Origin of the sequence: Stenotrophomonas sp. AN71 (assembly GCF_050435725.1) — a bacterium.
In the GTDB taxonomy this organism is placed as follows: Bacteria; Pseudomonadota; Gammaproteobacteria; order Xanthomonadales; family Xanthomonadaceae; genus Stenotrophomonas.
In genome coordinates this window covers 74,721-99,625 of the sequence record NZ_JBNDKU010000005.1, presented here as the reverse complement: position 1 = coordinate 99,625, position 24,905 = coordinate 74,721, and the positions used below count along the sequence as shown (strand labels likewise).

At 67.1% G+C, this 24,905-nt stretch carries 22 protein-coding genes; 7 read left to right on the top strand and 15 right to left on the bottom strand.

Features of this window, described 5'->3' with window-relative positions:
- Positions 1–2: 2 nt before the first annotated feature.
- The 5 genes from ABH900_RS10050 to ABH900_RS10030 all read right to left on the bottom strand — a co-directional run bounded on the left by ABH900_RS10050 (position 3) and on the right by ABH900_RS10030 (position 6,320).
- On the bottom strand, positions 3–782 hold the full coding sequence (locus tag ABH900_RS10050) for a CvpA family protein (protein WP_429622721.1): 780 nt from the start codon (positions 780–782) through the stop codon (positions 3–5).
- 46 nt (positions 783–828) lie between these two features.
- Positions 829–1,863, bottom strand: a complete 1,035-nt coding sequence (locus ABH900_RS10045; protein ID WP_429622720.1) for an SPOR domain-containing protein — start codon at positions 1,861–1,863, stop codon at positions 829–831.
- Positions 1,864–1,944: 81 nt separating this feature from the next.
- The gene (gene folC, locus ABH900_RS10040) at positions 1,945–3,216 is read right to left on the bottom strand and encodes a bifunctional tetrahydrofolate synthase/dihydrofolate synthase (protein ID WP_429622719.1); all 1,272 of its coding nucleotides are present in this window, start codon (positions 3,214–3,216) and stop codon (positions 1,945–1,947) included.
- A 41-nt stretch (positions 3,217–3,257) separates the two neighbouring features.
- On the bottom strand, positions 3,258–3,902 hold the full coding sequence (locus ABH900_RS10035; protein WP_429622718.1) for a histidine phosphatase family protein: 645 nt from the start codon (positions 3,900–3,902) through the stop codon (positions 3,258–3,260).
- Positions 3,903–4,154: 252 nt separating this feature from the next.
- Positions 4,155–6,320, bottom strand: a complete 2,166-nt coding sequence (locus ABH900_RS10030) for a S46 family peptidase (RefSeq protein WP_429622717.1) — start codon at positions 6,318–6,320, stop codon at positions 4,155–4,157.
- A 289-nt stretch (positions 6,321–6,609) separates the two neighbouring features.
- On the opposite strand from ABH900_RS10030, the gene tdh reads away from it, so the two are divergent.
- Positions 6,610–7,632 carry an L-threonine 3-dehydrogenase gene (tdh, locus tag ABH900_RS10025; protein ID WP_429622716.1) on the top strand — a complete coding sequence of 341 codons (1,023 nt, stop codon included), beginning with the start codon at positions 6,610–6,612 and terminating at the stop codon, positions 7,630–7,632.
- A gap of 132 nt (positions 7,633–7,764) precedes the next feature.
- Here the strand turns inward: tdh and ABH900_RS10020 are convergent, their stop codons facing one another.
- Positions 7,765–8,457: a TorF family putative porin gene (locus ABH900_RS10020; protein ID WP_429622715.1), complete on the bottom strand. Its 693-nt coding sequence runs from the start codon at positions 8,455–8,457 to the stop codon at positions 7,765–7,767.
- A gap of 197 nt (positions 8,458–8,654) precedes the next feature.
- Here ABH900_RS10020 and kbl point away from each other — a divergent pair, with 197 nt between their 5' ends.
- Positions 8,655–9,863, top strand: a complete 1,209-nt coding sequence (gene kbl / locus ABH900_RS10015; protein WP_429622714.1) for a glycine C-acetyltransferase — start codon at positions 8,655–8,657, stop codon at positions 9,861–9,863.
- Between the two features lie 119 nt (positions 9,864–9,982).
- On the opposite strand, the gene ABH900_RS10010 is transcribed toward kbl, so the two are convergent.
- The 4 genes from ABH900_RS10010 to ABH900_RS09995 form a co-directional block, all read right to left on the bottom strand.
- Complete coding sequence (locus ABH900_RS10010) at positions 9,983–10,318, bottom strand: hypothetical protein (protein ID WP_005412356.1); 336 nt, start codon at positions 10,316–10,318, stop codon at positions 9,983–9,985.
- Between the two features lie 85 nt (positions 10,319–10,403).
- Positions 10,404–11,213, bottom strand: coding sequence for a pseudouridine synthase (locus tag ABH900_RS10005; protein WP_429622713.1), 810 nt, complete (start codon positions 11,211–11,213; stop codon positions 10,404–10,406).
- Between the two features lie 20 nt (positions 11,214–11,233).
- Positions 11,234–11,740, bottom strand: a complete 507-nt coding sequence (locus ABH900_RS10000; protein ID WP_429622712.1) for a hypothetical protein — start codon at positions 11,738–11,740, stop codon at positions 11,234–11,236.
- 219 nt (positions 11,741–11,959) lie between these two features.
- The gene (locus ABH900_RS09995) at positions 11,960–13,051 is read right to left on the bottom strand and encodes an OmpA family protein (RefSeq protein WP_429622711.1); all 1,092 of its coding nucleotides are present in this window, start codon (positions 13,049–13,051) and stop codon (positions 11,960–11,962) included.
- 357 nt (positions 13,052–13,408) lie between these two features.
- Between ABH900_RS09995 and ABH900_RS09990 the strand changes: the two genes are divergently transcribed.
- From ABH900_RS09990 to ABH900_RS09970, 5 genes are all read left to right on the top strand, one after another.
- Complete coding sequence (locus ABH900_RS09990; RefSeq protein ID WP_429622710.1) at positions 13,409–14,428, top strand: zinc-binding alcohol dehydrogenase family protein; 1,020 nt, start codon at positions 13,409–13,411, stop codon at positions 14,426–14,428.
- Positions 14,429–14,534: 106 nt separating this feature from the next.
- The gene (locus tag ABH900_RS09985) at positions 14,535–15,167 is read left to right on the top strand and encodes a YczE/YyaS/YitT family protein (RefSeq protein WP_429622709.1); all 633 of its coding nucleotides are present in this window, start codon (positions 14,535–14,537) and stop codon (positions 15,165–15,167) included.
- A gap of 102 nt (positions 15,168–15,269) precedes the next feature.
- Complete coding sequence (locus ABH900_RS09980; protein WP_429622708.1) at positions 15,270–17,300, top strand: FAD-dependent oxidoreductase; 2,031 nt, start codon at positions 15,270–15,272, stop codon at positions 17,298–17,300.
- Between the two features lie 297 nt (positions 17,301–17,597).
- Complete coding sequence (locus tag ABH900_RS09975) at positions 17,598–18,056, top strand: cell wall hydrolase (protein ID WP_004154513.1); 459 nt, start codon at positions 17,598–17,600, stop codon at positions 18,054–18,056.
- Between the two features lie 84 nt (positions 18,057–18,140).
- On the top strand, positions 18,141–18,752 hold the full coding sequence (locus ABH900_RS09970) for a glutathione S-transferase N-terminal domain-containing protein (protein ID WP_429622707.1): 612 nt from the start codon (positions 18,141–18,143) through the stop codon (positions 18,750–18,752).
- Positions 18,753–18,830: 78 nt separating this feature from the next.
- On the opposite strand, the gene ABH900_RS09965 is transcribed toward ABH900_RS09970, so the two are convergent.
- From ABH900_RS09965 to ABH900_RS09945, 5 genes are all read right to left on the bottom strand, one after another.
- A complete protein-coding gene (locus ABH900_RS09965) occupies positions 18,831–19,886 on the bottom strand; it encodes a suppressor of fused domain protein (protein WP_429622706.1) in 1,056 nt (351 codons plus the stop codon).
- 46 nt (positions 19,887–19,932) lie between these two features.
- Complete coding sequence (locus tag ABH900_RS09960; RefSeq protein WP_429622705.1) at positions 19,933–20,436, bottom strand: hypothetical protein; 504 nt, start codon at positions 20,434–20,436, stop codon at positions 19,933–19,935.
- A gap of 214 nt (positions 20,437–20,650) precedes the next feature.
- Positions 20,651–22,531, bottom strand: a complete 1,881-nt coding sequence (gene prpE / locus ABH900_RS09955; protein WP_429622704.1) for a propionate--CoA ligase — start codon at positions 22,529–22,531, stop codon at positions 20,651–20,653.
- 606 nt (positions 22,532–23,137) lie between these two features.
- On the bottom strand, positions 23,138–23,752 hold the full coding sequence (locus ABH900_RS09950) for an RluA family pseudouridine synthase (protein ID WP_429622703.1): 615 nt from the start codon (positions 23,750–23,752) through the stop codon (positions 23,138–23,140).
- A 122-nt stretch (positions 23,753–23,874) separates the two neighbouring features.
- The gene (locus ABH900_RS09945; RefSeq protein ID WP_429622702.1) at positions 23,875–24,861 is read right to left on the bottom strand and encodes a malate dehydrogenase; all 987 of its coding nucleotides are present in this window, start codon (positions 24,859–24,861) and stop codon (positions 23,875–23,877) included.
- Between the last annotated feature and the right edge of the window lie 44 nt (positions 24,862–24,905).

The window sequence follows — 24,905 nt, the reverse complement described above, 5'->3', positions numbered from 1 at the left end:
AGTTACAAGGAAGGTGGCCGTACCTGGCCGCGGTGGTCGCCGCGCCTGCGGTCGACATTGGCCGGATCGCCCGGCTCGATACTGTCCGGCAGTGCTGGGGCGTCCGGGCGCACTTCGGCCGGATCGTATGCGTCGCCCTGTTCCGCTTTCGCAGGCCGCAGCCATCCGCTGCCCGCCACTACCTGGTTGAGGATGCCATTATCGCCTGCCTCGCCTGGCTTTCCCAACCCGGCGCCTGCGTTCTTCCCCAACTCCATCAATGCAGATGGGGACAGCATGTCGGCCGGCAAGGCCTTGGGCAGCAGATCGGCACCGGGAACCTGCCAGTGCGGCAGCTTGCTGTTCATCCAGGCCACGGCCGGATTCAGCACCGGGCGTACCGCCGAGCCCCTCCAGGACGGTTCGGCGGTCAGCGGGGTGAAGCCGGCCAGCAGGACCAGGATCGCGGCGATCAGGCCGCCACGCACAGCGCCCAGCACGCCGCCCAGCAGGCGGTCCAGGCTGGTCAGCATGCTGCGATGGATCATCGCCTTGATGACCATGCCGATCACCGCGACCACGATCATCACACCGATGCCCACGCCCAGGTAGCCGCCGACAAAGTGCTCGCCGCCAGGGGCGGCAGGAGCGGCCCACCAGCGCGCGGCATCGTTGCCGAAGGCGAAGGCCGCCCACGCCGCCAGCAGCCATGACAGGGTGCCGATGACGATTCCGACGAAGCCACGCAGCATCCCCAGCAGGGTCGAGGCGGCGATCACGATCAGCAGGACCACGTCGATCATGGCGCCCCGCTCCTTCGGCGGCGCTGGCAACCGGCCTGCGCGAGGGTCATGGGTGTGGTCGGACCATGCCGGCTACGCCCACCTTGGCGGCGACCTGCGCCTTCAGCTGCTCGGCATCGGCGCGGTTGGCAACCGGTCCGACACGGACGCGGTGCAGGGTGCCCTTTTCGGTGCGCACCTGCTCGACAAAGGCACTGAAGCCGGCGGCGCGGACCTTGTCGCGCAGCGCATCTGCATCGGTGGCCTGGCCGAAGGCGCCCAGCTGCACCGCAAAGCCCACACCACCAGCTGCCGGTGCGGCCGGCGTGGCCGGTGCCGTCGCCGGCTTGCTGGCAGTGGTGTCCGGCTTCGGCTCGGGCTTGGCTTCCGGCTTCGGCGCCTCGGGCTTCGGTGCCGGCTTGGCGGTCGGCGTGGTGTTGGCGGTCGGCGTGCTCGGCGGCAGGCTTTCGCTGCGCACCGGGTTGGCACCGGCCGAGGGCGTGGTGGCCGCCGAGGGCGTACTGACGCTGGGCGTGGCCGGGGTGGCCGCCACGGGCGCGGTGTTGCCCGCCGCCGCATCCAGCGTGATGACCTCGGCCTTCACATCCGCGCGGACCTTCACCGCCTGCAGGCGGGCGGCTTCAGCCTGGGCGCGGTCGGCATACGGGCCGACCCGCACCCGCCAGGCCTGGCGTCCGTTGATGGTGGTTGTTTCGGCGAAGCCCGGCAGATGCGAACTCTTCAGATAGGCGATCACTGCGTCGGCGTCGGCCTTGCTGCCATAGGCACCGAAGGTGACCGCATAGTTGCCGGCGGCGACCGCCGGCGAGGTGTCCACGGTAGGCGGCGTGGCCGGCGTGGCGGCCTCCTGCAGCGGCTTGGCCTGCCCGGTCTGCAGGCCGGTGGCGCCGCCGGCCGGGGCCACCAGCGGCAGCTCGCGGGTTTCGAACTGGCCGTCGGCCGGTGCATTCGGCGCGGCGATCGGCACCGAGGCGACGCCGCTGTCCGGCGCAGGCCCCTTGACCAGCATGGGCAGGAAAATCACGGCCAGCGCCACCAGCACGATGGCACCAATCAGACGCTGTTTCAGAGGCGTATCCACGTGAGGCAGGCAACTGTCCGGAGGTTGCCGTCGATTATACGGGTGCCGGACCGGACGGCGTCGGCATTGGCTGAACGTGTATCAGGCGTCGTCCTGCAGCCACTGCAGGGCCGCGGCAGCCGTATGGAAGGAGCCGAACACCAGCACCCGGTCGCCACGCTCGGCGTGGGCCAGCACCTGCGTCAGTGCCTGTTCGACGCTGCCAGCCAACGCTGCCGTGCCGACAACGGTCCCGGCCAGGCGCGCCCGCAACTGGTCGGCGCTCTGCCCACGCGGGCCTTCCAGCCCGGCCAGGGTCCATTCGCCCACCACTTCGTGCAGCGCCTGCACCACGCCCACCGCATCCTTGTCCTGCAACGCGGCATACACGGCCAAGGTACGGCCCGCCGTCATTTCCGCCTTCAGCGCACGCGCCAGCTGGCCGGCCGCCTGCGGGTTGTGGCCGACATCGACACGGATCTGCACGCCATCACGCTCGATCGCCTGCAGCCGCCCGGCGATGCGCGCCGCGGCGATGCCGGCCGCCCACGCCGCGCGCGGCACCGGCTTGTCCAGCGCGCGCAGTGCAGCGATGGCGGCACCTGCGTTGGCCAGCTGGATCGGGCCGGCCAGGGCCGGGGTCGGCAGTTCCATGCGCAGGCCAACGTCACGCCAGCGCCAGCGCTGCGCATCGATCGGCTCGTAGAAGTAGTCGCTGCCACCACGGATCGCGTTGGCGCCGAGCTGGTAGGCGCGGCGCAGCACGCTCGACGGCGGATCGGTCTCGCCCAGGATCACCGGCTTCCAGCCGCGGATGATCCCGGCCTTCTCGGTACCGATCGCCTCGCGATCTTCGCCCAGCCATTCGGCATGATCGATGTCCACGGTGGTGATCACCGCGATGTCGGCGTCGACGATGTTGACTGCATCCAGGCGGCCACCCAGGCCCACTTCCAGCACAGCCAGGTCCAGCCCGCTCTCGGCGAACAGCTGCAGCGCGGCCAGCGTGCCGTATTCGAAATAGGTCAGGGTGATCGCGCCGCGCGCCGCTTCAACGGCATTGAACGCCGCAACCAGCGCGGCATCGTCCACGTCCTGGCCATCAATGCGCACACGCTCGTTGTAACGCAGCAGGTGCGGCGAGGTGTACGCGCCGACCTTCCAGCCGGCGGCACGGGCGATGGCCTCGATGAAGGCCACGGTGGAGCCTTTGCCATTGGTGCCACCGACCACGATGGTGCGCTTGGCCGGTGCAGCCAGGCCCATCGCCGTGGCCACGGCGCGTACGCGCTCCAGCCCCATGTCGATGGTCGCCGGGTGCTGGCGTTCAATGTAGTCCAGCCAATCGGCCAGGGTGGTCGGGGTGTTCGTCACGGCAGCGGTTCCAGCAGAAGCAGTTGATGCGAGGGGATGGATCAGAGTGCGCGGTGCTTGGCTTCGCCGAAGAACGGCGTGTGATGGGCGCAGTCGTTCAGGCGCACCACTTCCAGGCTGTCCACGTCGGCGCCTTCGAGCAGGTTGAGCGTGGTCGGTGCCTGGCGGAAGGTCCACAGGCGGGAGATCGGCAGGCCCAGCACCCGGCACAGGATCACGCGGTTGACTGCATCGTGCGCAACCACCAACAGGGTGTCGTGCTCGCCGAGACCTTCGGTGGCACGGGCCAGCCCACGCCAGCTGCGTTCCAGCACCAGCCGCAGCGATTCGCCACCGGGCATCAGCACGGTGTCGGGCTCGTCACGCCAGGCCTGCAGGCGCGACGGATCCTTCTCGTGGATCTCACTGGCCAGCAACCCTTCCCACTCACCGTGGGCGATTTCCTGCAGGTCCGGCTCGGTCTGCAGCATGCCGGCACGGCCAGCGCCAAGTGCCAGCTGCGCGGTGCGCTGGGCGCGCGACAGCGGTGAAGCGACGGCTCGAGCGATGTCCACCGATGCCAGGCGGGCGCCAAGCGCCTGCGCCTGGGCTTCACCGATCGGTGAAAGTGGGATGTCGATCTGGCCCTGATAGCGGCCTTCGGCGTTCCACGGGGTTTCACCGTGGCGGGCAAGCAGGATGCGCATGCGTGCAAGGGGTCCTGGGGGGAGGAGTTCCAGCGCAGTGTTCACATCCTGTGAAGTACGCGGAACAGGGATGATACCTGTTCGGCGCACCGGGCCGGGCCGGGCATGAAAAAACCCCGCGACGCAGGTCGCGGGGTTTCGGGTTTCCTGGCCATTCCCGCCGAGCATGGCTCGGCGCTACTGGAGGCAGCGACACCTGGGACAGTAGATCCACGCCATGCGTGGAGGGTCCGTCCCCGGGCCGCGACCGGCTTACTTCGCCAGGTTCAGTTCCTTCAGCAGCTGCGGCGCCGGCGCCACTTCCTGCATGATCCACTGCATGTAGCGGCTGTCGACCGCGATCATGCGGGTCATCACCGGGTCGAACACCCAGTTGGAGCTCACCGACTCCCAGTTGCCGTCGAACGCCAGGCCGACCAGCTTGCCGTTCGCATCCAGCACCGGCGAACCGGAATTGCCGCCGGTGATATCCAGGTTGGACAGGAAGTTCACCGGCACCGAGCCGACGCGCTTGTCTTCCAGGCCGCCGTAACGCTTGGCCTTGACCGCATCGAGCAGGGCCTTGGGCGCATCGAACGGATCGACGCCGGTGTCCTTGGCGACAATGCCTTCCAGCGTGGTGAACGGGGTGTAGGCCACGCCATCCTTGGGTGCATAGCCCATCACGTTGCCGAAGGTGATGCGCAGCGACAGGTTGGCATCCGGGTAGACGAACTCGCCCTGGCTCTTCTTGAAGTCAGCCAGCGCCTGCAGGTACAGCGGGCGCGCGGTCAGCGATTCGCCTTCGCGGATCTTCTTCTGTTCTTCCTGCTTCAGCAGCGACGGCATGACCGCCACCGCGTACTGGATGGCCGGGTCGGTGCTGGCCTCGAACGCGGCGCGGTCGGCCTTGAACCACTTCAAGCGTGCATCCAGGCTGCCCAGCTCGGTGCCGGACAGCTTGGCCACCAGGGTCTTGACCGCGTTGGCGTCGCTGCCGGCCAGCCACGTGTTGAGCACTTCATTGTTGCGCTGCGCGGCCGGCAGGGCGATGTACTGGTCCAGCCAGTAGGTCTGCAGCTGCTGGTCCATCTTCGCCACATAGCGGCGGTCCATCTGCTTCAGCCCGCCTTCCAGGGTCGGCAGGTCGCGCTGCTGGTAACCGACTTCACGCTCGGCGTCGGGCTTGGTGCGCTCGATCGACAGGCGGTACAGACCGATGGCAGCGTTCACGGCCGAGGTGTTGTTGAACTGGCCGACGAACAGGTCGCGCTCGCGGGTCGCCTTGCTGGTATCCAGGTGCTTGACCAGCTGAGCGTGCGCGGCCAGTGCCGGCTTGCCGGCGGCGCCCTGCTGCTTCAGCCAGGCCAGCACGGCGGCTTCTTCAGCCTGCTTCTGGCCGGCGGCGTCGATGCGCTTGAAGCCTTCCAGCTGGCCGGCATAGTTCTTGGCCACGTTGTTCATGCTGGCCGCAGTGGCGGCGTACTTCACCTTGACGTCGGCGTCGGCCTTGCCGGCTTCGTCGATCATCTTCAGCACCGCGTTGTAGTGGCGGGCGATGGTCGGATAGGTCCAGCTGGCGGTTTCATTGAATTCACCGGCCAGCGCATAGCGGTTGGTGCGACCCGGGTAGCCGGCCACCATCACGAAGTCACCGGCGCCCAGCGGCTGGTCGGTGAACTTCAGGAAGTGCTTGGGCTGGTACGGCACGTTGTCGGCCGAGAACGCGGCCGGCTTGCCATCCTTGCCGACGTAGGCGCGGTAGAACGAGAAGTCGCCGGTGTGGCGCGGCCACATCCAGTTGTCGACGTCGCCGCCGTACTTGCCGACGCTGCCCGGGGGCGCGTAGACCAGGCGCACGTCCTTGATTTCCATGTTGCGGAACAGGCGGTAGGTGTTACCGCCGGAGAACGTGTACAAGCGGCAGCGGAAGCCGTCCTCGGCTTCACAGGCGGCGACCTGGGCCTTGTCGAAAGCATCCAGCGCACGGCTGCGGGCCAGCGGATCGTTGCCGGCGGCAGCAATGGCAGCCTTCGCCTGTGCGGTGACGTCGGTGATCTGGTCGAGCACGTAGACGCGGGCGTTGGGGCCGGCGCTCAGTTCATCGCTGTGCTTCGGGGCGTTGAAGCCGTCCTTGATCAGGTTCTTCTCGGCGGTCGAGTTCAGCTGGATGGCGCCGTACGCGCAGTGGTGGTTGGTGACCACCAGGCCCTGCGGCGATACGAAGCTGGCGGTGCAGCCGCCGAGGGCGACGACGGCGCCCATCGGGTCGCCGGTGAGGTTGGACAGCTGCTCCGGGGACAGCTTCAGGCCGGCCTTCTGCAGCGGACCGGCGATTTCCGGCAGCTGCTGCGGCACCCACATGCCTTCAGCGGCATGAGCGACCTGGGCCAGCCCGAGGCTGGCGACGATGGAGAATGCAAGCAGGTTCGAGCGCATGGAGCGGCCCCTGGTAGTGGAACCCTCGATTGTAGCCCGCTGCCCTGCCCTGGCCCGAACCCCGGAAGTCATGGGCGCCGGCCCGCCGGGCATGGCCCGGCGCGACCCACACGATTTCCCGGTAGCGCCGGGCCATGCCCGGCGAGCGCAGCGGCGCCGTTCGAAACGCCCGCCGGCGCGGGTCTTTCGTTCCACCACTGCACCCGCAGCGCAACATGGGAAATCCGCGCGGCGGCCTATAATCCGCGCTTTCCCCCCTGATGAGTTCCACCCGATGGCGCAGCAAACGATGAAGGCCCTGGTCAAGCGCGAAGCGGCCAAGGGCATCTGGCTGGAAGACGTTCCGGTGCCGACCCCGGGCCCGAACGAGGTCCTGATCAAGCTCGAGAAGACCGCGATCTGCGGTACCGACCTGCACATCTACCTGTGGGACGAGTGGAGCCAGCGCACGATCAAGCCGGGCCTGACCATAGGCCATGAATTCGTCGGCCGCATTGCCGAGATCGGCCCGGGCGTGACCGGCTACGAGATCGGCCAGCGCGTGTCGGCTGAAGGCCACATCGTCTGCGGCCACTGCCGCAACTGCCGTGGCGGCCGCCCGCACCTGTGTCCGAACACCGTCGGTATCGGCGTCAACGTCAACGGCGCCTTCGCCGAATACATGGTGATGCCGGCCAGCAACCTGTGGCCGATCCCGGACCAGATCCCGTCGGAGCTGGCCGCGTTCTTCGACCCGTACGGCAACGCCGCGCACTGCGCGCTGGAGTTCGACGTGATCGGTGAGGACGTGCTGATCACCGGTGCCGGCCCGATCGGCATCATCGCCGCGGGTATCTGCAAGCACATCGGCGCGCGCAACGTGGTGGTGACCGACGTCAACGACTTCCGCCTGAAGCTGGCCGCCGACATGGGGGCTACCCGCGTGGTCAACGTCGCCAACCAGTCACTGAAGGACGTGATGAAGGAACTGCACATGGAGGGCTTCGACGTGGGCCTGGAAATGAGCGGCAACCCGCGCGCGTTCAACGACATGCTCGACTGCATGTACCACGGCGGCAAGATCGCCATGCTCGGCATCATGCCCAAGGGCGCCGGCTGCGACTGGGACAAGATCATCTTCAAGGGACTGACCGTGCAGGGCATCTACGGCCGCAAGATGTACGAGACCTGGTACAAGATGACCCAGCTGGTGCTGTCCGGCTTCCCGCTCGGCAAGGTGATGACCCACCAGTTGCCGATCGATGAATTCCAGAAGGGCTTCGACCTGATGGAAGCAGGCAAGGCCGGCAAGGTGGTATTGAGCTGGAATTGACCCATCGCCGCGCGCGATGGGTGGGTGCCGAGCTTGCTCGGCACACCCTGAAACTGAAAAAGGCGCCCTATGGGCGCCTTTTTCGTAGAGCGTGCCAGGCACGCCTGGCACCTACCGGTAACGCCTGCGGCGTTACTTGCCGACCGCCACGGTCAACAGCACGCGGCTGTGCGCCAGCTTGCCGGAATTCTCGCGGCCATTGCTGTCGGTGCCGTAGTAACCCAGGCCGACGTTGAACAGGCCGAACTGGCGGCTGACACCGACGTTCCAGTCGGTGTAGTCCTTGGCCAGGCCCTTCTCGAAGCTGCTGCGGCCGACGTTGGCATTGAGGGTGAACTCCTGTGGCAGGCCCCACTGGCCGCCGACGCCGTAGTACCAGCCGTCGGTGCCGCTGTTCCACTGGTCATTGGTGTAGGCCACGGTGAGCTTGTAGGTCTCATCCAGCGTGGTGGTGGTGACCAGCTCGTTGTAGTTCTGGTGGCTGGCACCAATGTAGGTGTAGCGGTTCAGCAGCACGTCGAAGTTGACGCGCGGGGTGACGTCCACGCCGTAACCGATCTGGTAGTCGACCTCTGTGTTCGGGTCCCCTGGGCCGAAATCCACGCCCGAACCCCAGACACCGGCGTACAGGCCGACCGGCGAGGTGTAGGTGAAACCAGCCTGCAGGGTCGGCTTCTCATCCGTCTGCGAGACACCGCGGAACAGGTAATCCGACACCGCAGTGACGTTCCAGCTGTAAGGCGATTCGTTGTCCTGGGCACTGGCCGCGAACGGCGCAAGGGTCAGGGCGGCGGCAATGGCGAGGCAGGCACGGGCGTGCTTCATGGGCGTCTCCGAGGGTGGCGGGGGCGGGAAGGGGGAGCGGGCAACCGGCGCCAGACAGGCGGGGTTCACGAATTTTTAACCCGTTTGCTATTGCGATGCAACATGTGCCGGCCGTGGCGGCGCCCCGCCCTGCCCGCTCGGCCGCCACCGTTGCCCGGTAGAATCGGCGGTTTCCCGTGCTGAGCCGTGCCCACGCCATGACCGACGCCTCCTCCGCCCTGACCCGCCACTACGCCGAGGAACTGGACGCCATCCGCGCCCAGGGCCTGTTCAAGTCCGAGCGGATCATCACCAGCCCGCAGTCGGCCGAGATCACCCTCGACGACGGCCGCAAGGTGCTGAACTTCTGTGCCAACAACTACCTGGGCCTGGCCGACCATCCGGACCTGATCCAGGCTGCCAAGGACGCTCTGGATACCCACGGCTTCGGCATGGCCTCGGTGCGCTTCATCTGCGGCACCCAGGACCTGCACAAGCAGCTGGAGAAGCAGATCGCCGACTTCTTCGGCAAGCAGGACACCATCCTGTATGCAGCCTGCTTCGACGCCAACGGCGGCCTGTTCGAGCCGCTGCTCGGCGAGAACGATGCCATCATCTCCGACGCACTGAACCACGCCTCGATCATCGACGGCGTGCGCCTGTGCAAGGCCAAGCGCTTCCGTTACGCCAACTGCGACATGGCTGACCTGGAAGCGCAGCTGCAGGCCGCCGATGCCGCCGGCTGCAAGACCAAGCTGATCACCACCGATGGCGTGTTCTCGATGGATGGCTTCATCGCTCCGCTCGACGAGATCACCGCGCTGGCGAAGAAGTACAACGCGCTGGTGCATATCGACGAGTGCCACGCCACCGGCTTCCTCGGTGCCACCGGCCGTGGCTCGGCCGAGGTCAAGGGGGTGCTGGAGAAGATCGACATCATCACCGGTACCCTGGGCAAGGCCATGGGTGGCGCACTGGGCGGCTTCACCTGCGCCAGCGCCGAGGTGATCGAGCTGCTGCGCCAGCGTTCGCGCCCGTACCTGTTCTCCAACTCGCTGCCGCCGCATGTCGTGGCCGCTGGGATCAAGGCGTTCGAAATGCTGGCGGCCGCAGACGACCTGCGCGACACGCTGGCCGGCAACACCGCCTATTTCCGCGAGAAGATGACCGCTGCAGGCTTCGACGTGAAGCCGGGCGTGCATCCGATCAGCCCGGTGATGCTGTACGACGCGCCGCTGGCGCAGACGTTCGCCGAGCGCCTGCTCGAAGAAGGCATCTACGCGATCGGCTTCTTCTTCCCGGTGGTGCCCAAGGGCCAGGCACGCATCCGCACCCAGATCAGCGCCGCGCACAGCCGCGAGCACCTGGACCGTGCCATCGACGCGTTCACCCGCATCGGCCTCGAGCTGGGCGTGATCAAGGGCTGATCACGACCGGGGTCGGATCTCCAAGGGGAGCGCCGGGCCATGCCCGGCGGTTTCCCGATAGCCGCGCCATGCGCTCGCCGGGCAAGGCCCGGCGCCACCGAAATGACGCGCGACGCGCGTCATTTCTTTTTCTTCTTGCCCTTCGGCTCGTCCTTGCTGGCCACCACCACCGGCTTGGCGGCGGCGTCCTGGCCGTTGCCCTTGGCGACGCGGATACCGTTGGCCTTCATCCAGGCATCGAATTCATCGGCGGTCATTTTCTTGTCGCCGTTGCTCATCAGGAAGCGGTAGCTGCCACGGCCATCCAGTTCCGGGGTCTTCACTTCCACCACCGGGGTCTCGGCCGGCGTTTCCGCCTTGGCCACCTTCTTGTGGCCACCGCAGGCGGTCAGCAGCACCATCGGCAGCAGCAGGCCGGCGCAGCGCAGGGTTTGGTTGAGGGTCGGGTGATACATGGGCAGGCTCCGTTCGGGAAATTCAACAACCAGACGCCCCCTACGCCTGGAACGGTGGCCGGCAACTGCCGGCCGCGGGCGGTGATCAGCCCGGTGCAGCGGCCCCCAGCCGCTGCTGGTCGCTGACCTCCAGAACCCGCCACTGACCCTTGCCGAGATCGCCGAGCGCCAGCCCACCGATCGCGACCCGGACCAGGCGCAGCACCTGCAGGTCGAAAGCCGCCAACAGGCGACGGATGTGACGATTGCGGCCCTCGTCGAGGACCACCTCCAGCCACGCGGTCTTGTCGCCGCTGCGCAGAACGCGCACGGCCTGGGCGACGAGGAACTCACCCTCGTCCTCTACGCCGGCCTGCAGGGCCGCCAGGGTGGCGTCATCGGGCAGGCGATCAACCTGCACGTGGTAGGTCTTGTGCGGCCCGGTCTGCGGATCGGTGAGGCCGGCCGCCCACTGCGGATCATTGCTGAACAGCAACAGCCCTTCGCTGGCCTTGTCCAGGCGCCCGACCGGCGCGATCCACGGCAGGCCCGCGCCATCGAAACAGCGATACACGGTGTCGCGGCCACGTTCGTCCTGCGCGGTGGTCACCACGCCGCGTGGCTTGTTGAGCATCAGGTACAGGCGTTGCGGTGCGCCCAATGGCTGGCCATCGACCTCGATCGGCGGCGCCGGCTGCGCAATAGGAAACTCGGGATCACGGACGATGCGCCCGGACACGCGCACACGGCCTTCGACTATCCAGCGCGCGGCTTCGCTGCGCGAGCAGACGCCGGCCTTGGACAGCACACGTGCCAGGCCATGGCGCACACCGGCGGGCGTGGCAGCGGGAGTCGCACGCCCACGCGAGGCGTGGGAGCGGGCAGCGGGGGCAGCAGGTGGGCGGCGCGTGCGCAAGCCTCTGCTCCCCGCGTCGATTACTTCTTGTCCACCGGCTTGGTTTCAGCCGGCGCTTCGGCTGCCGCCGGAGTGGCTGCCGGAGCCGGGCGCGCCTTGACCACACGCACGCCACGGGCCTTCATCCAGGCATCGAACTCTTCGGCGGTCATGCGCTTGCCGTTCTGGCTCATGTCGAAGCGCCACGGCGTGTTGTCGAACTCGGTCTGCGGCTTGTAGGCCGCCGGATCGTTCGGCTTCACCGCCGGTGCGCTCGGAATCGCCTTGGCGATGTTCTGGCAGCCATCGATGCGCAGTCGCTGCAGCACCTGGTCCAGCGACTGCGACGGATCGTAGCTGCTGCTCAGCACGCCGGACGGCATGCCCAGCTGGTTGCCACGGATGTACAGCTCGTCGGCCACCGGCGCGATGGTCGTGGCCGGCAACGGCAGCGGCGAGGCGCTGGTGTTGACCGAGCAATCGACCGCAGCGTGGGCGGCGGGAACCAGGGCCAGCGCCAGGACGGCGGCCGATGCAGAGCGCAGCATGAGGGGCATCCACGGAAGGAAGTGACGCGGCGAGTGTAGCAATGCCGCGACAGCTTTCAAGCGCCACTTTCAATGAATACGCCAACTCATTGGTTTTGCGGGCAAATTACCGACGAGCGGTTGCCCGGAACGCCAGCCGTTCCAGGTTTCGTACCGCAGAAACAACAAGACCCGGCCGAAGCCGGGTCCTGCTGTGTCTTACGGGCAGAGCGTCAGAAATTAGTTCTGGACGTTCAGCTCGGTACGACGGTTCTTCGCACGACCTTCCGGATTGTCCGAACCATCCGGGTTGGTGTTCGGAGCAATCGGACGGCTCTTGCCGTAGCCGATCGGACCGACCAGGCGACCGGCGTCAACGCCGTTCTTGGTCAGGTAGTTGTACACGGCGGTAGCACGACGCTCCGACAGCTTCTGGTTGTAAGCGTCGGTACCCTTCGAGTCGGTGTGACCGGCAACTTCAACGCGCAGATCCGGGTAACGCTTCAGGATCTCGGTGGCTTCACCCAGGATCGCCACGGCGTCCGGACGCAGGTTCGACTTGTCGAAGTCGAAGTTGACGCCCTTCAGGTCGATGGAGACCGGCACCGGGCAACCGTCCGGACCGATGGTCTGACCCGGCTGCGAGTTCGGGCACTTGTCGTCGCAGTTGTTGACGCCGTCACCGTCGTCGTCCAGGTCGGCGCAGCTCGGGGCAACCGGAGCCGGAGCCGGAGCAGCCGCGACCGGAGCCGGGCCCAGCGGGATCACGACGCCGACCGAAGCCAGCACGTCGCCGAACCAGCTCTTGTCCTTGGCAGCGATGCTCTGGTCGTCGAAGTCAGCGCGGTAGGCCACTTCGGCGCGGACAGCAACACGCTTCTCGAAGGTGGTCTGCAGGCCGACGCCCAGCTTGGCCGACGCGTTGCCGTCCTTACGCTTGCGCGGACCGTTGTTGTCCAGGGCGGCGTACTGCTCTTCCGACTTCTGGTAGCCCAGGCCACCCAGGATGTACGGGTTCCAGCCGCGGCCTTCCTTGATGAAGTGGCGACGCAGGTCCAGCGAGGCGCCGTACTGCGACCAGTTCAGGTCCTGGTTGCTGTCGAAGTTCGGGTTCTGGTAGTTCAGCTCACCGTCCAGCGACCAGTTCGGGCTGATGAACTTGCCCAGGCCCAGGGTCACGAACGGAGCGTCATTGGTCAGACGGTCGCTGTTCTGGAAGTTGAAGCCGGCCGAACCGGTCAGGTACCAGCGGTCATCGAACTCCTGCGCCGAAGCTGCCTGGGCAAAAGCCAGGCCGCCCAGCAGCGCGGCAGTAAGGATCTTCTTGTTCATTGAGTACAGCTCCTATTTCGGGGGTATGAAACCGGTAGAGGCATGGGCCAGCACTACTGCGTCGAAGCTCGACAGCCGATTCAGCACGCCACCGCCGCGAACATTATGCTCAGGCGGGTGAAGGTCATGTTAACAGTCCCGTAACATGTGAAGTGTTGCGCCCGACCATCCACCGGTCCGACGTTGAAACCCTATACAGGATGATGAAAATCCGCAAGACCCTCACGCTGCAAGGGTTTGACGGGATTTAGGCGGGAAAAACGACATATTGCGCGCCGCGCGGCATCACAGCGTTCAGCACGATCCGGGAAAGGTGAGGAACCTTATGATGGGGAGACGAACCCAGCTGGAGCCGTGATGAAAGCCGTCGCCCTGAGTCGTGAATACGCCCCTGCGCTGCGTGATGTCCTGCTACCCCCGCCCCTGCCTCCCAGCGGCCGCGACCTGCTGATCCGGGTCGAAGCGGTTTCAGTCAATCCGGTCGACGGCAAGCAGCGCGCGGCCACCGATCCGGCCACGCTCGACGTCCCGCGCGTGCTGGGCTGGGACGCGGCCGGCGTGGTCGAGGCAATCGGCGATGAGGCCAGCCTGTTCGCGTCCGGTGACGAGGTCTACTACGCCGGCGATGTCACCCGCCCCGGCTGCAACGCGCAGTTCCAGTGGGTGGATGAACGCTTGGTCGCGCGCAAGCCGACCACGCTGGATTTCGCCGAAGCCGCCGCACTGCCCCTGACGACGCTCACGGCCTGGGAACTGCTGTTCCAGCGGATGCCCCTGCAGCTGGATGATCGTCGTCACGCGGGCCAGCATCTGCTGGTGGTCGGTGGCGCCGGCGGCGTGGGATCGATGGCGATCCAGCTGGCCCGGCATGCCGGTTTCAACGTGATCGCCACCGCTTCGCGCGAGGCGTCCGTCGCCTGGTGCCAGCAGATGGGGGCCCAGCACGTGATCGACCATCGGCAGCCGCTGGCACCCCAGTTGCAGGCCCTGGGCATCGACGCGGTGCAGGTCGCGCTCAACCTGGCCGACACCGACCACTACTGGGATGAACTGGGCCAGGTGCTGGCGCCGCAGGGCCATGTCGGCCTGATCGTCGAACCGCGTGGTGCGCTGCGCATCGGCGATCCCTACAAAGCCAAGTGCATCGGCATCCACTGGGAATTCATGTTCGCACGCTCGCGCTTCGCCACCGCCGACCGCATCGAGCAGCACCGCATCCTCAGCCGCGCCGCCAGCATGATCGACGCCGGCCAGCTGCGCGGCACCCTCAGCGAGACACTGGGCACGATCAATGCGGTGAACCTGGACGCCGCGCACCAGCGCCTGGCCAGCGGCCGCACGCTCGGCAAGCTGGCGCTGGCGGGTTGGGACGACTGACGCTACCGATCACGCCTGTGCGGGTGGATTGACCGGCATCTGTATCTATTGAAGAAGCCCGCTCGGGACTAGGGTGGTAACAGACACCTCCTCCCCCGAGCCCCCCATGCCCACCGCCCTGCCCCTGCGCCTGTTGCAACTGATCACTGGCCTGTTCCTGTATGGCTTCGGTGCTTCACTGATGATCCGTGCCGCCGTCGGTGTCGCGCCATGGGACGTGCTCTCACAGGGCATCGCCGCACAGACGCCGTTGTCGTTCGGCCTGGCCACCAACGTGATCGGCGCGCTGGTGCTGCTGCTGTGGTGGCCGCTGCGGCAGAAGCCCGGCGTCGGCACCGTGCTCAACGTGCTGCTGATCGGCCCGTCCGCGCAGTTCGGGCTGTGGCTGCTGCCGCCGGCCCTCGGCCTCGGCTGGCAGCTGGCGACGTTCTGCGCAGGCATGCTGCTGGTCGCACTGGCCACGGGCCTGTACATCGGCGCCCGGCTCGGGCCTGGCCCGCGCGACGGCCTGATGACCGGCCTGCACGCCCGTACCGGTTGGCCGATCTGGAAGGTGCGCAGCCTGATCGAAGGCAGCGTGTTGCTGCTGGGCTGGTGGCTGGGCGGCAACATCGGCCTCGGCACCCTTGCCTTCGCACTGCTTATCGGCCCGTTGTGCGGGGTAACCCTGGGCTGGTTCGGGATCGGTCGACCGCTGCCGGTAGTGCCGGCCGCTGGCCGGCAACCGCAGGCGCCCTGACCGACCGTGGATGCCGGCCAGCGGCCGGCACTACCCCGCAGCCCTTGCCCCGGGCAAGGTTTCGGGGCACGCTTCGCGCTTCCGTACGCAAGCGTATCGACCATGTCGCCAGCCAACGAAAGCGCCTATCCCCACCTCTTCGCCCCGCTGGATCTGGGCTTCACCCAGCTGCGCAACCGCGTATTGATGGGCTCGATGCATACCGGTCTGGAAGACCGCGCGCGCGATTTCCCGCGGCTGGCGGCCTACTTCGCCGAACGCGCCGAGGGCGGCGTTGGCCTGATCGTCACCGGCGGCTTCGCGCCGAACGTGGTCGGCTGGCTCAAGCCGTTCGGCGGCAAGCTGTCCTGGCCCTGGGAGGTGCGCCCGCACCGGCAGCTCACCGCCGCCGCGCACCAGCACGGCGCGAAGATCTGCCTGCAGCTGCTGCACGCCGGACGCTATGCCTACCACCCCCTCTCAGTTGCCCCGTCTAAGCTGAAGGCCCCGATCAACCCGTTCACCCCGCGCGCCTTGTCGGCCGCTGGCGTCGAGCGTCACATCGCCGACTACGCACGCAGCGCGAAGCTGGCCCGCGAGGCCGGCTACGACGGCGTGGAAGTGATGGGCTCGGAGGGCTACCTCATCAACGAGTTCATCGCCCCGCGCACCAACAAGCGCACCGATTCCTGGGGCGGCGACGCGCGCCAGCGCATGCGCTTCGCGGTGGAGATCGTGCGCCGCATCCGCGAGGCCTGCGGCCCGGACTTCATCATCATCTACCGCCTGTCGTTGGTCGACCTGGTCGAGGACGGCAGCAACTGGGAAGAAATCGTGCAGCAGGCGCAGGCCATCGAGGCGGCCGGTGCGACGATCATCAATTCCGGCATCGGCTGGCATGAAGCGCGCATTCCGACCATCGCGACCTCGGTGCCACGTGCTGCGTTCGCCGGGGTCACCGCCAAGCTGAAGCCGCACGTAAAGGTTCCGCTGGTGGCGACCAACCGCATCAACATGCCCGAGGTTGCCGAGCGCATCCTGGCCGATGGCGGCGCCGACATGGTGTCGCTGGCGCGCCCGCTGCTGGCCGACCCGCAGTGGCCCAACAAGGCCCGTGCCGGCCGCGCCGACGCGATCAACACCTGCATCGCCTGCAACCAGGCCTGCCTGGACCACGTGTTCGAGAACAAGCTGGCCAGCTGCCTGGTCAATCCGCGCGCCGCACACGAGACCGAGCTGGTCTATCGCCCCACAAGCGCACCGAAGAAGATCGCCGTGGTCGGTGCAGGCCCGGCCGGCCTGGCCTGCGCCACGGTCGCCGCAGAGCGCGGCCACCAGGTCACCCTGTTCGATGCCGGCGAGGAGATCGGCGGCCAGTTCAACGTGGCCAAGCGCATCCCCGGCAAGGAAGAGTTCCACGAGACGCTGCGCTACTTCCGCCACAAGCTGGCCGAGACGGGTGTACAGCTGCGCCTGGGCACCCGCGCCGACGCCCCCGCATTGGCTGGCTTCGACGAGGTGGTCCTGGCCACCGGCATCACCCCACGCAAGGTCGACTTCCCCGGCGCCGACCACGCCAAAGTGGTCAGCTACCTGGACGTGTTGCTGGGCCGGGTCGAGGTCGGCGCCAATGCGGCGATCATCGGCGCCGGCGGCATCGGCTTCGATGTCGGCGAGTTCCTCAGCCACGCCGGTGAGTCGCCGTCGCTGGACCCGCAGCGCTGGATGACCGAATGGGGCGTGGACGGCACCTTCGAGGCCCGGGGTTCGCTGGCGCAGCCGCAGGCCGAGGCCTCGCCGCGCCGGCTGTGGCTGCTGCAGCGCAGCCCGGGCAAGCCGGGCGCGCGCCTGGGCAAGACCACCGGCTGGATCCACCGCGCCACGCTGAAGGCGAAGGGCGTGCGCATGCTCGGTGGCGTCGAGTACCTGGGCGTGGACGACGAGGGCCTGCGCATCCGCGTGGACGGCAGCGAACAGCTGCTGCCGGTCGACCAGGTGGTGATCTGCGCCGGGCAGGAACCCAACCGTACGCTGCAGGCCGAACTGCAGGCCGCCGGCATCAGCGCGCAGCTGATCGGCGGCGCCGATGTCGCCGCCGAATTGGATGCCAAACGCGCCATCGACCAGGGCAGTCGCGTCGCCGCTGCGCTCTGATGAGCACCTGAATGGGGGGCGGAATGTGATTTCCGTCACCCCTGCCCAACCTGAATGTCAAGCCGCGTGGTTCACGATGCGTTCGGCTTCCCCCCCCTACCTTGCGCCATCTTTCCGCTCACCAGCCAGTTTCCGGTGAGCCGGCGCGGCCCCCTCGATCGGTACTGATCGATTCTTTTGGGGCCGCCCACGGGGCGGCCCCGATGGCCGCCTCCCCATGACGCCAAGTCGTGCCCCGCTTCCTGCCGCCCCGCGGCCGGAACCGGAGAGTGCGGCCCATACGGAGCAAGGAGTTATATGAAACTGGCCTGGATTCTCTGGCTGTCGCAGTTGTTGCCGCAGCCGGCCGCCGATTCACTGTGTTTGAGCACCACCGTGTACCTGGAAGCCCGCGACCAGACCCTGCGTGGACAGCAAGCTGTCGCCGAGGTCGCCCTGCGCCGTCTCGACAGTGGCCTGTGGGGCGACTCGATGTGCCAGGTGGTCACCGCGCGCAAGCAGTTCGCCCCGACCATCGTCTCCCCCGGCACCCAGCTGGGCAACGACGCGGCCTGGAGCGAGGCCATGAACGTGGCCTTCGACGCCGAGCGCAACTGGGCGCTGCCGGCCGGCGAGCGCCGCGAGATCGTGCCCGGCGCCAGCCACTTCGCCGCACTGTCGATCGCCAGCCCGAACTGGCGCAATGCCTACCAGGTGGCCACCATCGGCGATCACACCTTCTATAAGGTGCAGAACCTCAAGCCGCGGCAGTCGTAACGATCCGTGCTGGCGGCAGCGTTGCCGCCTGCCGGCAGGCTCTGGGATAGTGGGTGTTTCCCGCCCGCATCACCTGGAGTCTCCATGAAGCTGTACAGCAAGCCCGGTGCCTGTTCCACCGCCGACCACATCGCCCTGCAGTGGACCGGCCAGCCGTTCGAGGTTGAACTGCTGAACAAGGACACCCTGAAGGGTCCGGAATTCCTCAAGATCAATCCGGCCGGTGCGGTGCCCGCACTGGTCGATGGCGATTTCGTGCTGCTGCAGAACGCCGCGATCATGGGCTATATCGCCGACAGCTTCCCGCAGGCCGGCCTCGGCGGCGACGGCAGCGCGCGCCAGCGTGCGGAAGCCACCCGCTGGCTGGCCTTCGTCAATTCCGACGTGCACCCGGCGTTCTCGCCGCTGTTCGCACCGGGCAAGTTCATCGCCGACGAAGGCCAATACGACGCCATCCGCTCCGCTGCACACAAGCGCCTGCGTGGCCTGTTCGAGACCGCCGACAAGCAGCTGGCCGACAAGCCCTGGCTGGCAGGCTTCCGCAGCTACGCCGATCCGTACTTCTACATCACCCTGCGCTGGGCCGCTGGCACCAAGGTCGACCTGTCCGGCCTGGACAACCTGGCCGCCTACAAGGCGCGCATGGACGCCGACGCCGGCGTGCAGGCCACGCTGAAGGCCGAAGGCCTGGCCTGACCTGCCCCGGGGTCGGAGGCGGGGTCGGATCCGCCTGCGCAGCAGGCGGCTCTGACCCCACCGGCGCCATCGGCGCGGTCAGCCGATCTCGCGGATGACCTCGCCCTTGGCATCGCGCAGGTACGTCGGCACCACTTCAATGCGCAGCGTGTCCGCCAGCGGATAGATCCCGCGCTCGGCACGCACGCCGGCCAGCGCCTTCAGCCCGGCCTCGTCCAGCACCCAGCGCGCGCTGTCGGCAGCCACCTCGCTGGCTGCACCGTGTCCGGCCGGGATGAATGCCCATTGCCGCTCGCGGCTCACCAGCTCCAGTGACTTGCCATGGCGCAGGCGCAGCGGCAGCAACTCGCACACGCTGGCGACCTGCCCCGCGCCCAGCACCAGCGTGGTGGTGCCCGCGTCCTGGCGCCAGTCCAGCGTCTCGATGAACAGCATGCCGGTGCTGGAGCCTTCGCCTTCGCTGCCGGCCCGCACCTGCGTTGCCAGCGCCGGATCCTCCAGCAGGTTGCCGCGGCGCAGGTCGGTGATCCACAACGGCATCGCCGGCTGCAGTACCTGCAGCACGCCCCGCGTGGACCAGCGCTTGACCGCCTCCATCTCGTCGTCGGTCAGGCCGACCAGCTGCAGGAACCGCAGATGGCCGTTGGCGGTATCGCGCGCCACCAGCTGCGGGTCTGCAATGAAGGCCAGATGGCACAGCCGGGTGTCCGTCTCCAGCGCGATCGGTCCGTTGGCATTGAGGTGATGACCGTCCTCGAACACATTGCCACTGCCAAACACATAGCGGGCCAGGTTCTGCAGCAGGTTCATCGGCCACACCGACGGCGCGCTGTCCGCGCTGTCGCCTGCACTGGCTGCCAGCCGGAAGGTCAACTCGAAACCGTAGCCGCTGGCGTCGACATCGCTGCTTTCCTTGGCGTACAGCTCGGAAAAGCCATAGGTGATGTAGTGCCAGTGCGGCACCGGTGCATCCGCCCAGTACACGCTGATGCCATCCAGCGGATCCTGGCCACCCAGCGTATAGGGCAGTGCCGTGCCGTAGTGGCGGGGTTCCTGGCCGGCGTACAGCGGCGCAAGCGCCGCGTTGATCGCGTCCCAGCCGGGGGTGTCGGTATCGTCGTGGTCGTCCTGCACGCGGGACTCCTTGAGGGGAAGGGAACCGGTCACTTTACGGGGTGACTCAGGCCTGCACGACCTCGCCGCCGCCGTTCACCAGGGCCGCCTGGGTTTCCTGCCACCAGCGCTGGGCCAGCGCCGGGCTGCGTGCCTTGCCCACTGCCGCCAGCAGTTCCGGGCACAGGCGTTCCAGTGCCAAGGCGTCGGTGCAGCGTTCGATCTTCAACTGCATGAAGTAGCCCTTCAGGCCGAGATGACGGCGCACCGCTTCGCTCATCGCGTCGTACAACTGCTGGTACAACGCCGGGTCCTGCTCACGGCCGGTGCTGATGCTGCGCGCCGGTGCCGCATCGACGCGGCCTCCGATCACTTCGATCAGGCCCAGCACAGCCAACTGCTCCAGTGCGTCCGGTGGCGCGCGCAGGCCTTCGAACAGGCCGCGCAGTTCGGTGTCATCGCGATGGCCATCGACCATCAACAGGATCGAACGCAGGGCGGCCGGCAGGCGCCGACCGCGGTCCTCGATTTCCTGACGGCCAGCGGCCGTCTTGGCGTGCAGCAATGCCATCACTCCCCCTTCCACGATGTGCGATGCCAGCGCGCCCTCACGGGCACGCTCCCCTGGGTGCCATCCCCGGGCGGCACGCGCGTTCCCCGGCGCGCGCCGCGTGTTGCAGGTCGATGACAGGCCGAGCTTAGCGCAAGTGCTGAGGGTAGTGCCGGCCGCTGGCCGGCAACCCGGGGATTGATGGGGATGCCGGCCGGCGGCCGGCACTACCGGGTCAACGCCCCAGCGCGCGGCGGATCTCCTCCAGTGCGCCGGGGTCATCCAGCGTCGACAGGTCACCTGGATCGCGCTGCTCGGCCAGCGCCTGCAGCGAGCGTCGGAGCAGCTTGCCGGAACGGGTCTTGGGCAGCGCATTGACTACGTGCACATGCGCGGGGCGTGCAACCGCACCGAGCGATGTGGTCACCGCGGCCATCATCTCGGCCACCACCGGCGCAGGGTCCTCGCCCTCCAGTCCCTGCTTGAGGGTGACGAACACCAGCGGCACCTGCCCCTTCAGCTCATCCTTGACCCCGATCACCGCCGCCTCGGCAACGCGCGGGTGGCCGGAGATGGCCTCCTCGATCTCGCGCGTCCCAAGACGATGGCCGGCCACGTTGATCACATCATCGGTGCGGCCAAGGATGAAGGTGTAACCGTCGTCGTCGCGGATCGCCCAGTCCAGCGAGCTGTACAGCAGCTCCTTGAAATGGCTGAAGTAGCTCTGCAGGAAACGGTTGTCATCGTTCCACACCGTGCTCATGCAGCCCGGCGGCAGCGGCGGCGATACCACCAGCACGCCCTTCTGCCCGGGCGCCACTTCCTCACCGGTGTTCTCGTCGATCACCTTCATCCGGTAACCGAGGTTGGGGAAGCCGGGCGAACCGAAGCGCACCGGCTTCATCTCCAGCCCGGGCAGCAGAGTCAATGCCGGCCAGCCGGTTTCGGTCTGCCAGTAGTTGTCGATGATCGGCTTGCCGAGCGCGTCGCTGATCCAGTGCGCGGTCGGTTCGTCCAACGGCTCGCCAGCCAGGAACAGGTACTTCAGCGCCCGCAGGTCATGACGATGGATGAAATCCGCGTCGTGCTTCTTCAGCACGCGGATGGCGGTGGGCGAAGAGAACATGGTGCGCACGTTGTACTGCTCGCACAGCGCCCACCAGATACCCGGGTCCGGATGTGTCGGCAGCCCTTCGTAGAGCAGCGAGGTGCAGCCACCGATCAGTGGACCGTACACGTTGTAGGAATGGCCGACGGCCCAGCCCACATCCGAGGTGGAAAACATCACCTGCCCCGGCTTGCAGTCGAACACGGTTTCCATCGACTGCGCCATCGCCACCGCATAGCCACCGACATCGCGCTGCACGCCTTTCGGCTTGCCGGTGGTGCCGGACGTGTACAGCAGATAGCTCGGTTCGCTTGCCTCCAGCCATTGCACCGGCACATCGACTTCACCAACCTGCGCACGCAGCGTGGCGTACTCCACATCGCGGCCGGGCACACGCGGCTCGGCGGCATCCAGCCCGCGCGAGACAATCAATACATGCGGTGGCGGCGCGCTGGCTTCAGCGCAGGCGGCATCGACCATCGGCTTGTAGGGAATCAGCTTGCCACCGCGCATGCCGGCATCGGCCGCGATCAGCAGCCTGGGCTTGGCATCGTCGATGCGCAGTGCCAGGTTATGTGCGGCGAAGCCGCCGAACACCACTGAATGCACCGCGCCGATGCGCGCGCAGGCCAGCATCGCGAACACCGCCTCGGCCATGTTCGGCATGTAGATCACCACCCGGTCACCATGACCGACGCCGAGGTGCTTGAGCACGGCGGCGAAGTCGTTCACTTCGCGATACAGCTGCCGGTAGGTGATCTCGCGGGTGCTGTTGGTTTCACTGGAAATGGCGACCAGCGCGAGCTGGTCAGCGCGATCGGCCAGGTGGCGATCGACAGCGTTGTAGCAGAGATTGGTTTCACCACCGACGAACCAGCGTCGGAACGGCGGATTGCTGTAATCGAGCACCTGCTGTGGTGGTTTGTGCCAGTGGATGCGCTTGGCTTCCTCGCCCCAGAAGGCCTCCGGCTCGTCGATCGAGCGACGGTAGGTTTCCTCGTAGTTCATGACGCAGCCCTCCCAGACAAAGTCATGGGTTCGAGGATAGTCCGGCGCTGCCGTGCGGGCCGCCCTACCTTGGTAGGGGGTGCGTTTGTTCTGCAGGGCTTTGGCCCCTGCACGCGCAGGGGCCAAAGCCGAAGCAACAGCAGGAGCTGGTTTCCTGAGGGTTGACGGGGGGTCCGGTTGCGGGAGACGCCGTAAACCCGTCCCTGGGGGCTTGGCCGCGGCATCCATGCCGCGGACACTCCCGCAACCGGACCCACCCCGCCTTCGACAGTTTTCTGCGAGCTGTCGGAACGGCGTATTGCCCTAGTGGGTGTCGACCTTGGTCGACACGGTAGATCCACGCCATGCGTGGATGATTCATTCGATATCTGACAGATGTGTCGACCAAGGTCGACACCTACCAACAGCCGCGGGAACCTGTCGAAGGTGGGGCGGTGTCGGAGTGCGGGGTGCCAGCCGCATGGATGCGGCTGCCAAGCCTACAGGGACGTACTTGCGGCGTCCCCGCACTCCGACACCGTCCCGCCAACCCACGGATAACCCGCTTTTGACGTTGACGTTGCTCTGGCTCGTAGCAGGTGCAGGGCTGCAAGCCCTGCCGAACCCCTAGAACGGAGTCGCGGACTCGAACGCGAGCGCCTCGCCCGTCACCGGATGGGTGAACTGCAGGTTGCGCGCATGCAGATGCACACGCTGCGCCGGCGCGGCGTCATACAGCACATCACCGACGATCGGATGGCCGAGGCTGGCCATGTGCAGGCGCAATTGATGGCTGCGGCCGGTGACCGGCTCCAACTCCACGCGGGTACGCTGCGCTTCACCGTCACGGGCAAGTACGCGCCAGCGTGTCAGCGCCGGCTTGCCGCGTTCGTGGTCGACTCTCTGCTTCGGCCGATTCGGCCAGTCCACGATCAAGGGCAGGTCCACTTCGCCGGCCTCGCCTTCGATCAGGCCCTGCACGACGGCTTCATAGCGCTTGCCGACCTGGCGTTGCTCGAACTGCATCGACAATGCTGCCTGCATGTCCTTGCCGCGCGCGTGCAGCAGCAGGCCGGACGTAACCTGGTCCAACCGGTGCACGGTCAGCGCATCGGGGTACACCGCCTGCAACCGCGCAACCACACAGTCCTGGTTCTCGGCGCTGCGGCCAGGCACGGACAGCAGGCCGGCCGGCTTCTCGGCCACCAGCAGTGCGTCATCGATGTAATGCAGGTGGATCATGCGGTTCCAGGAATTCCAAATGAAAACGGGGAAGCCGAAGCTTCCCCGCCTTCTGCGTGCCGACCAACGGTCGGCACCTGCCTTGATGGAAGACGTACCGGCCAGGGCCGATACCGCCTGCATCAGCCCAGCAGGTGGGCGACGCCGGCGCGCTCTTCTTCCAGCTCGCCCAGGGTCTTGTCGATGTACTTCTGGCTGAAGTCGTCGATCGGCAGATCCTTCACCAGGGTGTACTTGCCGTTCTCGGTGGTCACCGCGAAGCCGAAGATCACGCCTTCCGGAATGCCGTAGGAACCATCGGACGGCACGCCCATGGTGACCCACTTGCCGTTGCTGCCCAGCACCCAGTCACGCACGTGGTCGATGGCGGCGTTGGCAGCCGAAGCAGCCGAAGACGAGCCACGGGCTTCGATGATCGCTGCGCCGCGCTTGCCGACGGTCGGAATGAAGGTGTTGGCGTTCCACTCCTGGTCATTGATCGCATCGGCGATCGACGCACCATCGGCGGTGGCGAAACGGTAATCCGGGTACATGGTCGGGCTGTGGTTGCCCCACACGACCAGCTTCTCCATGCCACCGACCGGCTTGCCGAGCTTGGCCGACAGCTGGCTCAGGGCGCGGTTGTGGTCCAGGCGCAGCATGGCGGTGAAGTTTTCCGGCTTCAGGTCCGGGGCCGACTTCATGGCGATGTAGGCGTTGGTGTTGGCCGGGTTGCCGACCACCAGCACCTTCACGTCACGGCTGGCGACCTTGTTCAGCGCCGCGCCCTGGGCGGTGAAGATCTTGGCGTTTTCCAGCAGCAGGTCCTTGCGCTCCATGCCCGGGCCGCGCGGACGCGCGCCGACCAGCAGGGCGATGTCGGCGTCCTTGAACGCCACTTCGGCGTCATCGGTGCCGACCATGCCGGCCAGCAGCGGGAAGGCGCAGTCTTCCAGCTCCATCATCACGCCCTTCAGGGCGGCCTGGGCCTTGTCGACCGGCAGTTCCAGCAGCTGCAGGATGACCGGCTGGTCCTTGCCCAGCATTTCGCCGGAGGCGATGCGGAACAGCAGGGCATAACCGATCTGGCCGGCGGCGCCGGTCACGGCAACACGAACGGGTGCTTTCATGGGGGTTTCCTCTTGCTTGCGAGCGTTTGATGGGACGCCGCGGG

What these genes read in the sequence shown, in the direction of transcription:
- ABH900_RS09980 (WP_429622708.1), top strand. Translation starts at nt 15,270, where the DNA reads ATGTCGCCAGCCAACGAAAGCGCCTATCCCCACCTCTTCGCCCCGCTG.
- tdh (WP_429622716.1), top strand. Translation starts at nt 6,610, where the DNA reads ATGAAGGCCCTGGTCAAGCGCGAAGCGGCCAAGGGCATCTGGCTGGAA.
- ABH900_RS09950 (WP_429622703.1), bottom strand. Translation starts at nt 23,752, where the DNA reads ATGATCCACCTGCATTACATCGATGACGCACTGCTGGTGGCCGAGAAG.
- ABH900_RS10035 (WP_429622718.1), bottom strand. Translation starts at nt 3,902, where the DNA reads ATGCGCATCCTGCTTGCCCGCCACGGTGAAACCCCGTGGAACGCCGAA.
- ABH900_RS09960 (WP_429622705.1), bottom strand. Translation starts at nt 20,436, where the DNA reads ATGGCATTGCTGCACGCCAAGACGGCCGCTGGCCGTCAGGAAATCGAG.
- ABH900_RS10000 (WP_429622712.1), bottom strand. Translation starts at nt 11,740, where the DNA reads ATGCTGCGCTCTGCATCGGCCGCCGTCCTGGCGCTGGCCCTGGTTCCC.
- ABH900_RS09970 (WP_429622707.1), top strand. Translation starts at nt 18,141, where the DNA reads ATGAAGCTGTACAGCAAGCCCGGTGCCTGTTCCACCGCCGACCACATC.
- ABH900_RS10020 (WP_429622715.1), bottom strand. Translation starts at nt 8,457, where the DNA reads ATGAAGCACGCCCGTGCCTGCCTCGCCATTGCCGCCGCCCTGACCCTT.
- ABH900_RS09945 (WP_429622702.1), bottom strand. Translation starts at nt 24,861, where the DNA reads ATGAAAGCACCCGTTCGTGTTGCCGTGACCGGCGCCGCCGGCCAGATC.
- ABH900_RS09985 (WP_429622709.1), top strand. Translation starts at nt 14,535, where the DNA reads ATGCCCACCGCCCTGCCCCTGCGCCTGTTGCAACTGATCACTGGCCTG.
- kbl (WP_429622714.1), top strand. Translation starts at nt 8,655, where the DNA reads ATGACCGACGCCTCCTCCGCCCTGACCCGCCACTACGCCGAGGAACTG.
- ABH900_RS10010 (WP_005412356.1), bottom strand. Translation starts at nt 10,318, where the DNA reads ATGTATCACCCGACCCTCAACCAAACCCTGCGCTGCGCCGGCCTGCTG.
- ABH900_RS09990 (WP_429622710.1), top strand. Translation starts at nt 13,409, where the DNA reads ATGAAAGCCGTCGCCCTGAGTCGTGAATACGCCCCTGCGCTGCGTGAT.
- ABH900_RS10030 (WP_429622717.1), bottom strand. Translation starts at nt 6,320, where the DNA reads ATGCGCTCGAACCTGCTTGCATTCTCCATCGTCGCCAGCCTCGGGCTG.
- ABH900_RS09995 (WP_429622711.1), bottom strand. Translation starts at nt 13,051, where the DNA reads ATGAACAAGAAGATCCTTACTGCCGCGCTGCTGGGCGGCCTGGCTTTT.
- ABH900_RS09975 (WP_004154513.1), top strand. Translation starts at nt 17,598, where the DNA reads ATGAAACTGGCCTGGATTCTCTGGCTGTCGCAGTTGTTGCCGCAGCCG.
- prpE (WP_429622704.1), bottom strand. Translation starts at nt 22,531, where the DNA reads ATGAACTACGAGGAAACCTACCGTCGCTCGATCGACGAGCCGGAGGCC.
- ABH900_RS10050 (WP_429622721.1), bottom strand. Translation starts at nt 782, where the DNA reads ATGATCGACGTGGTCCTGCTGATCGTGATCGCCGCCTCGACCCTGCTG.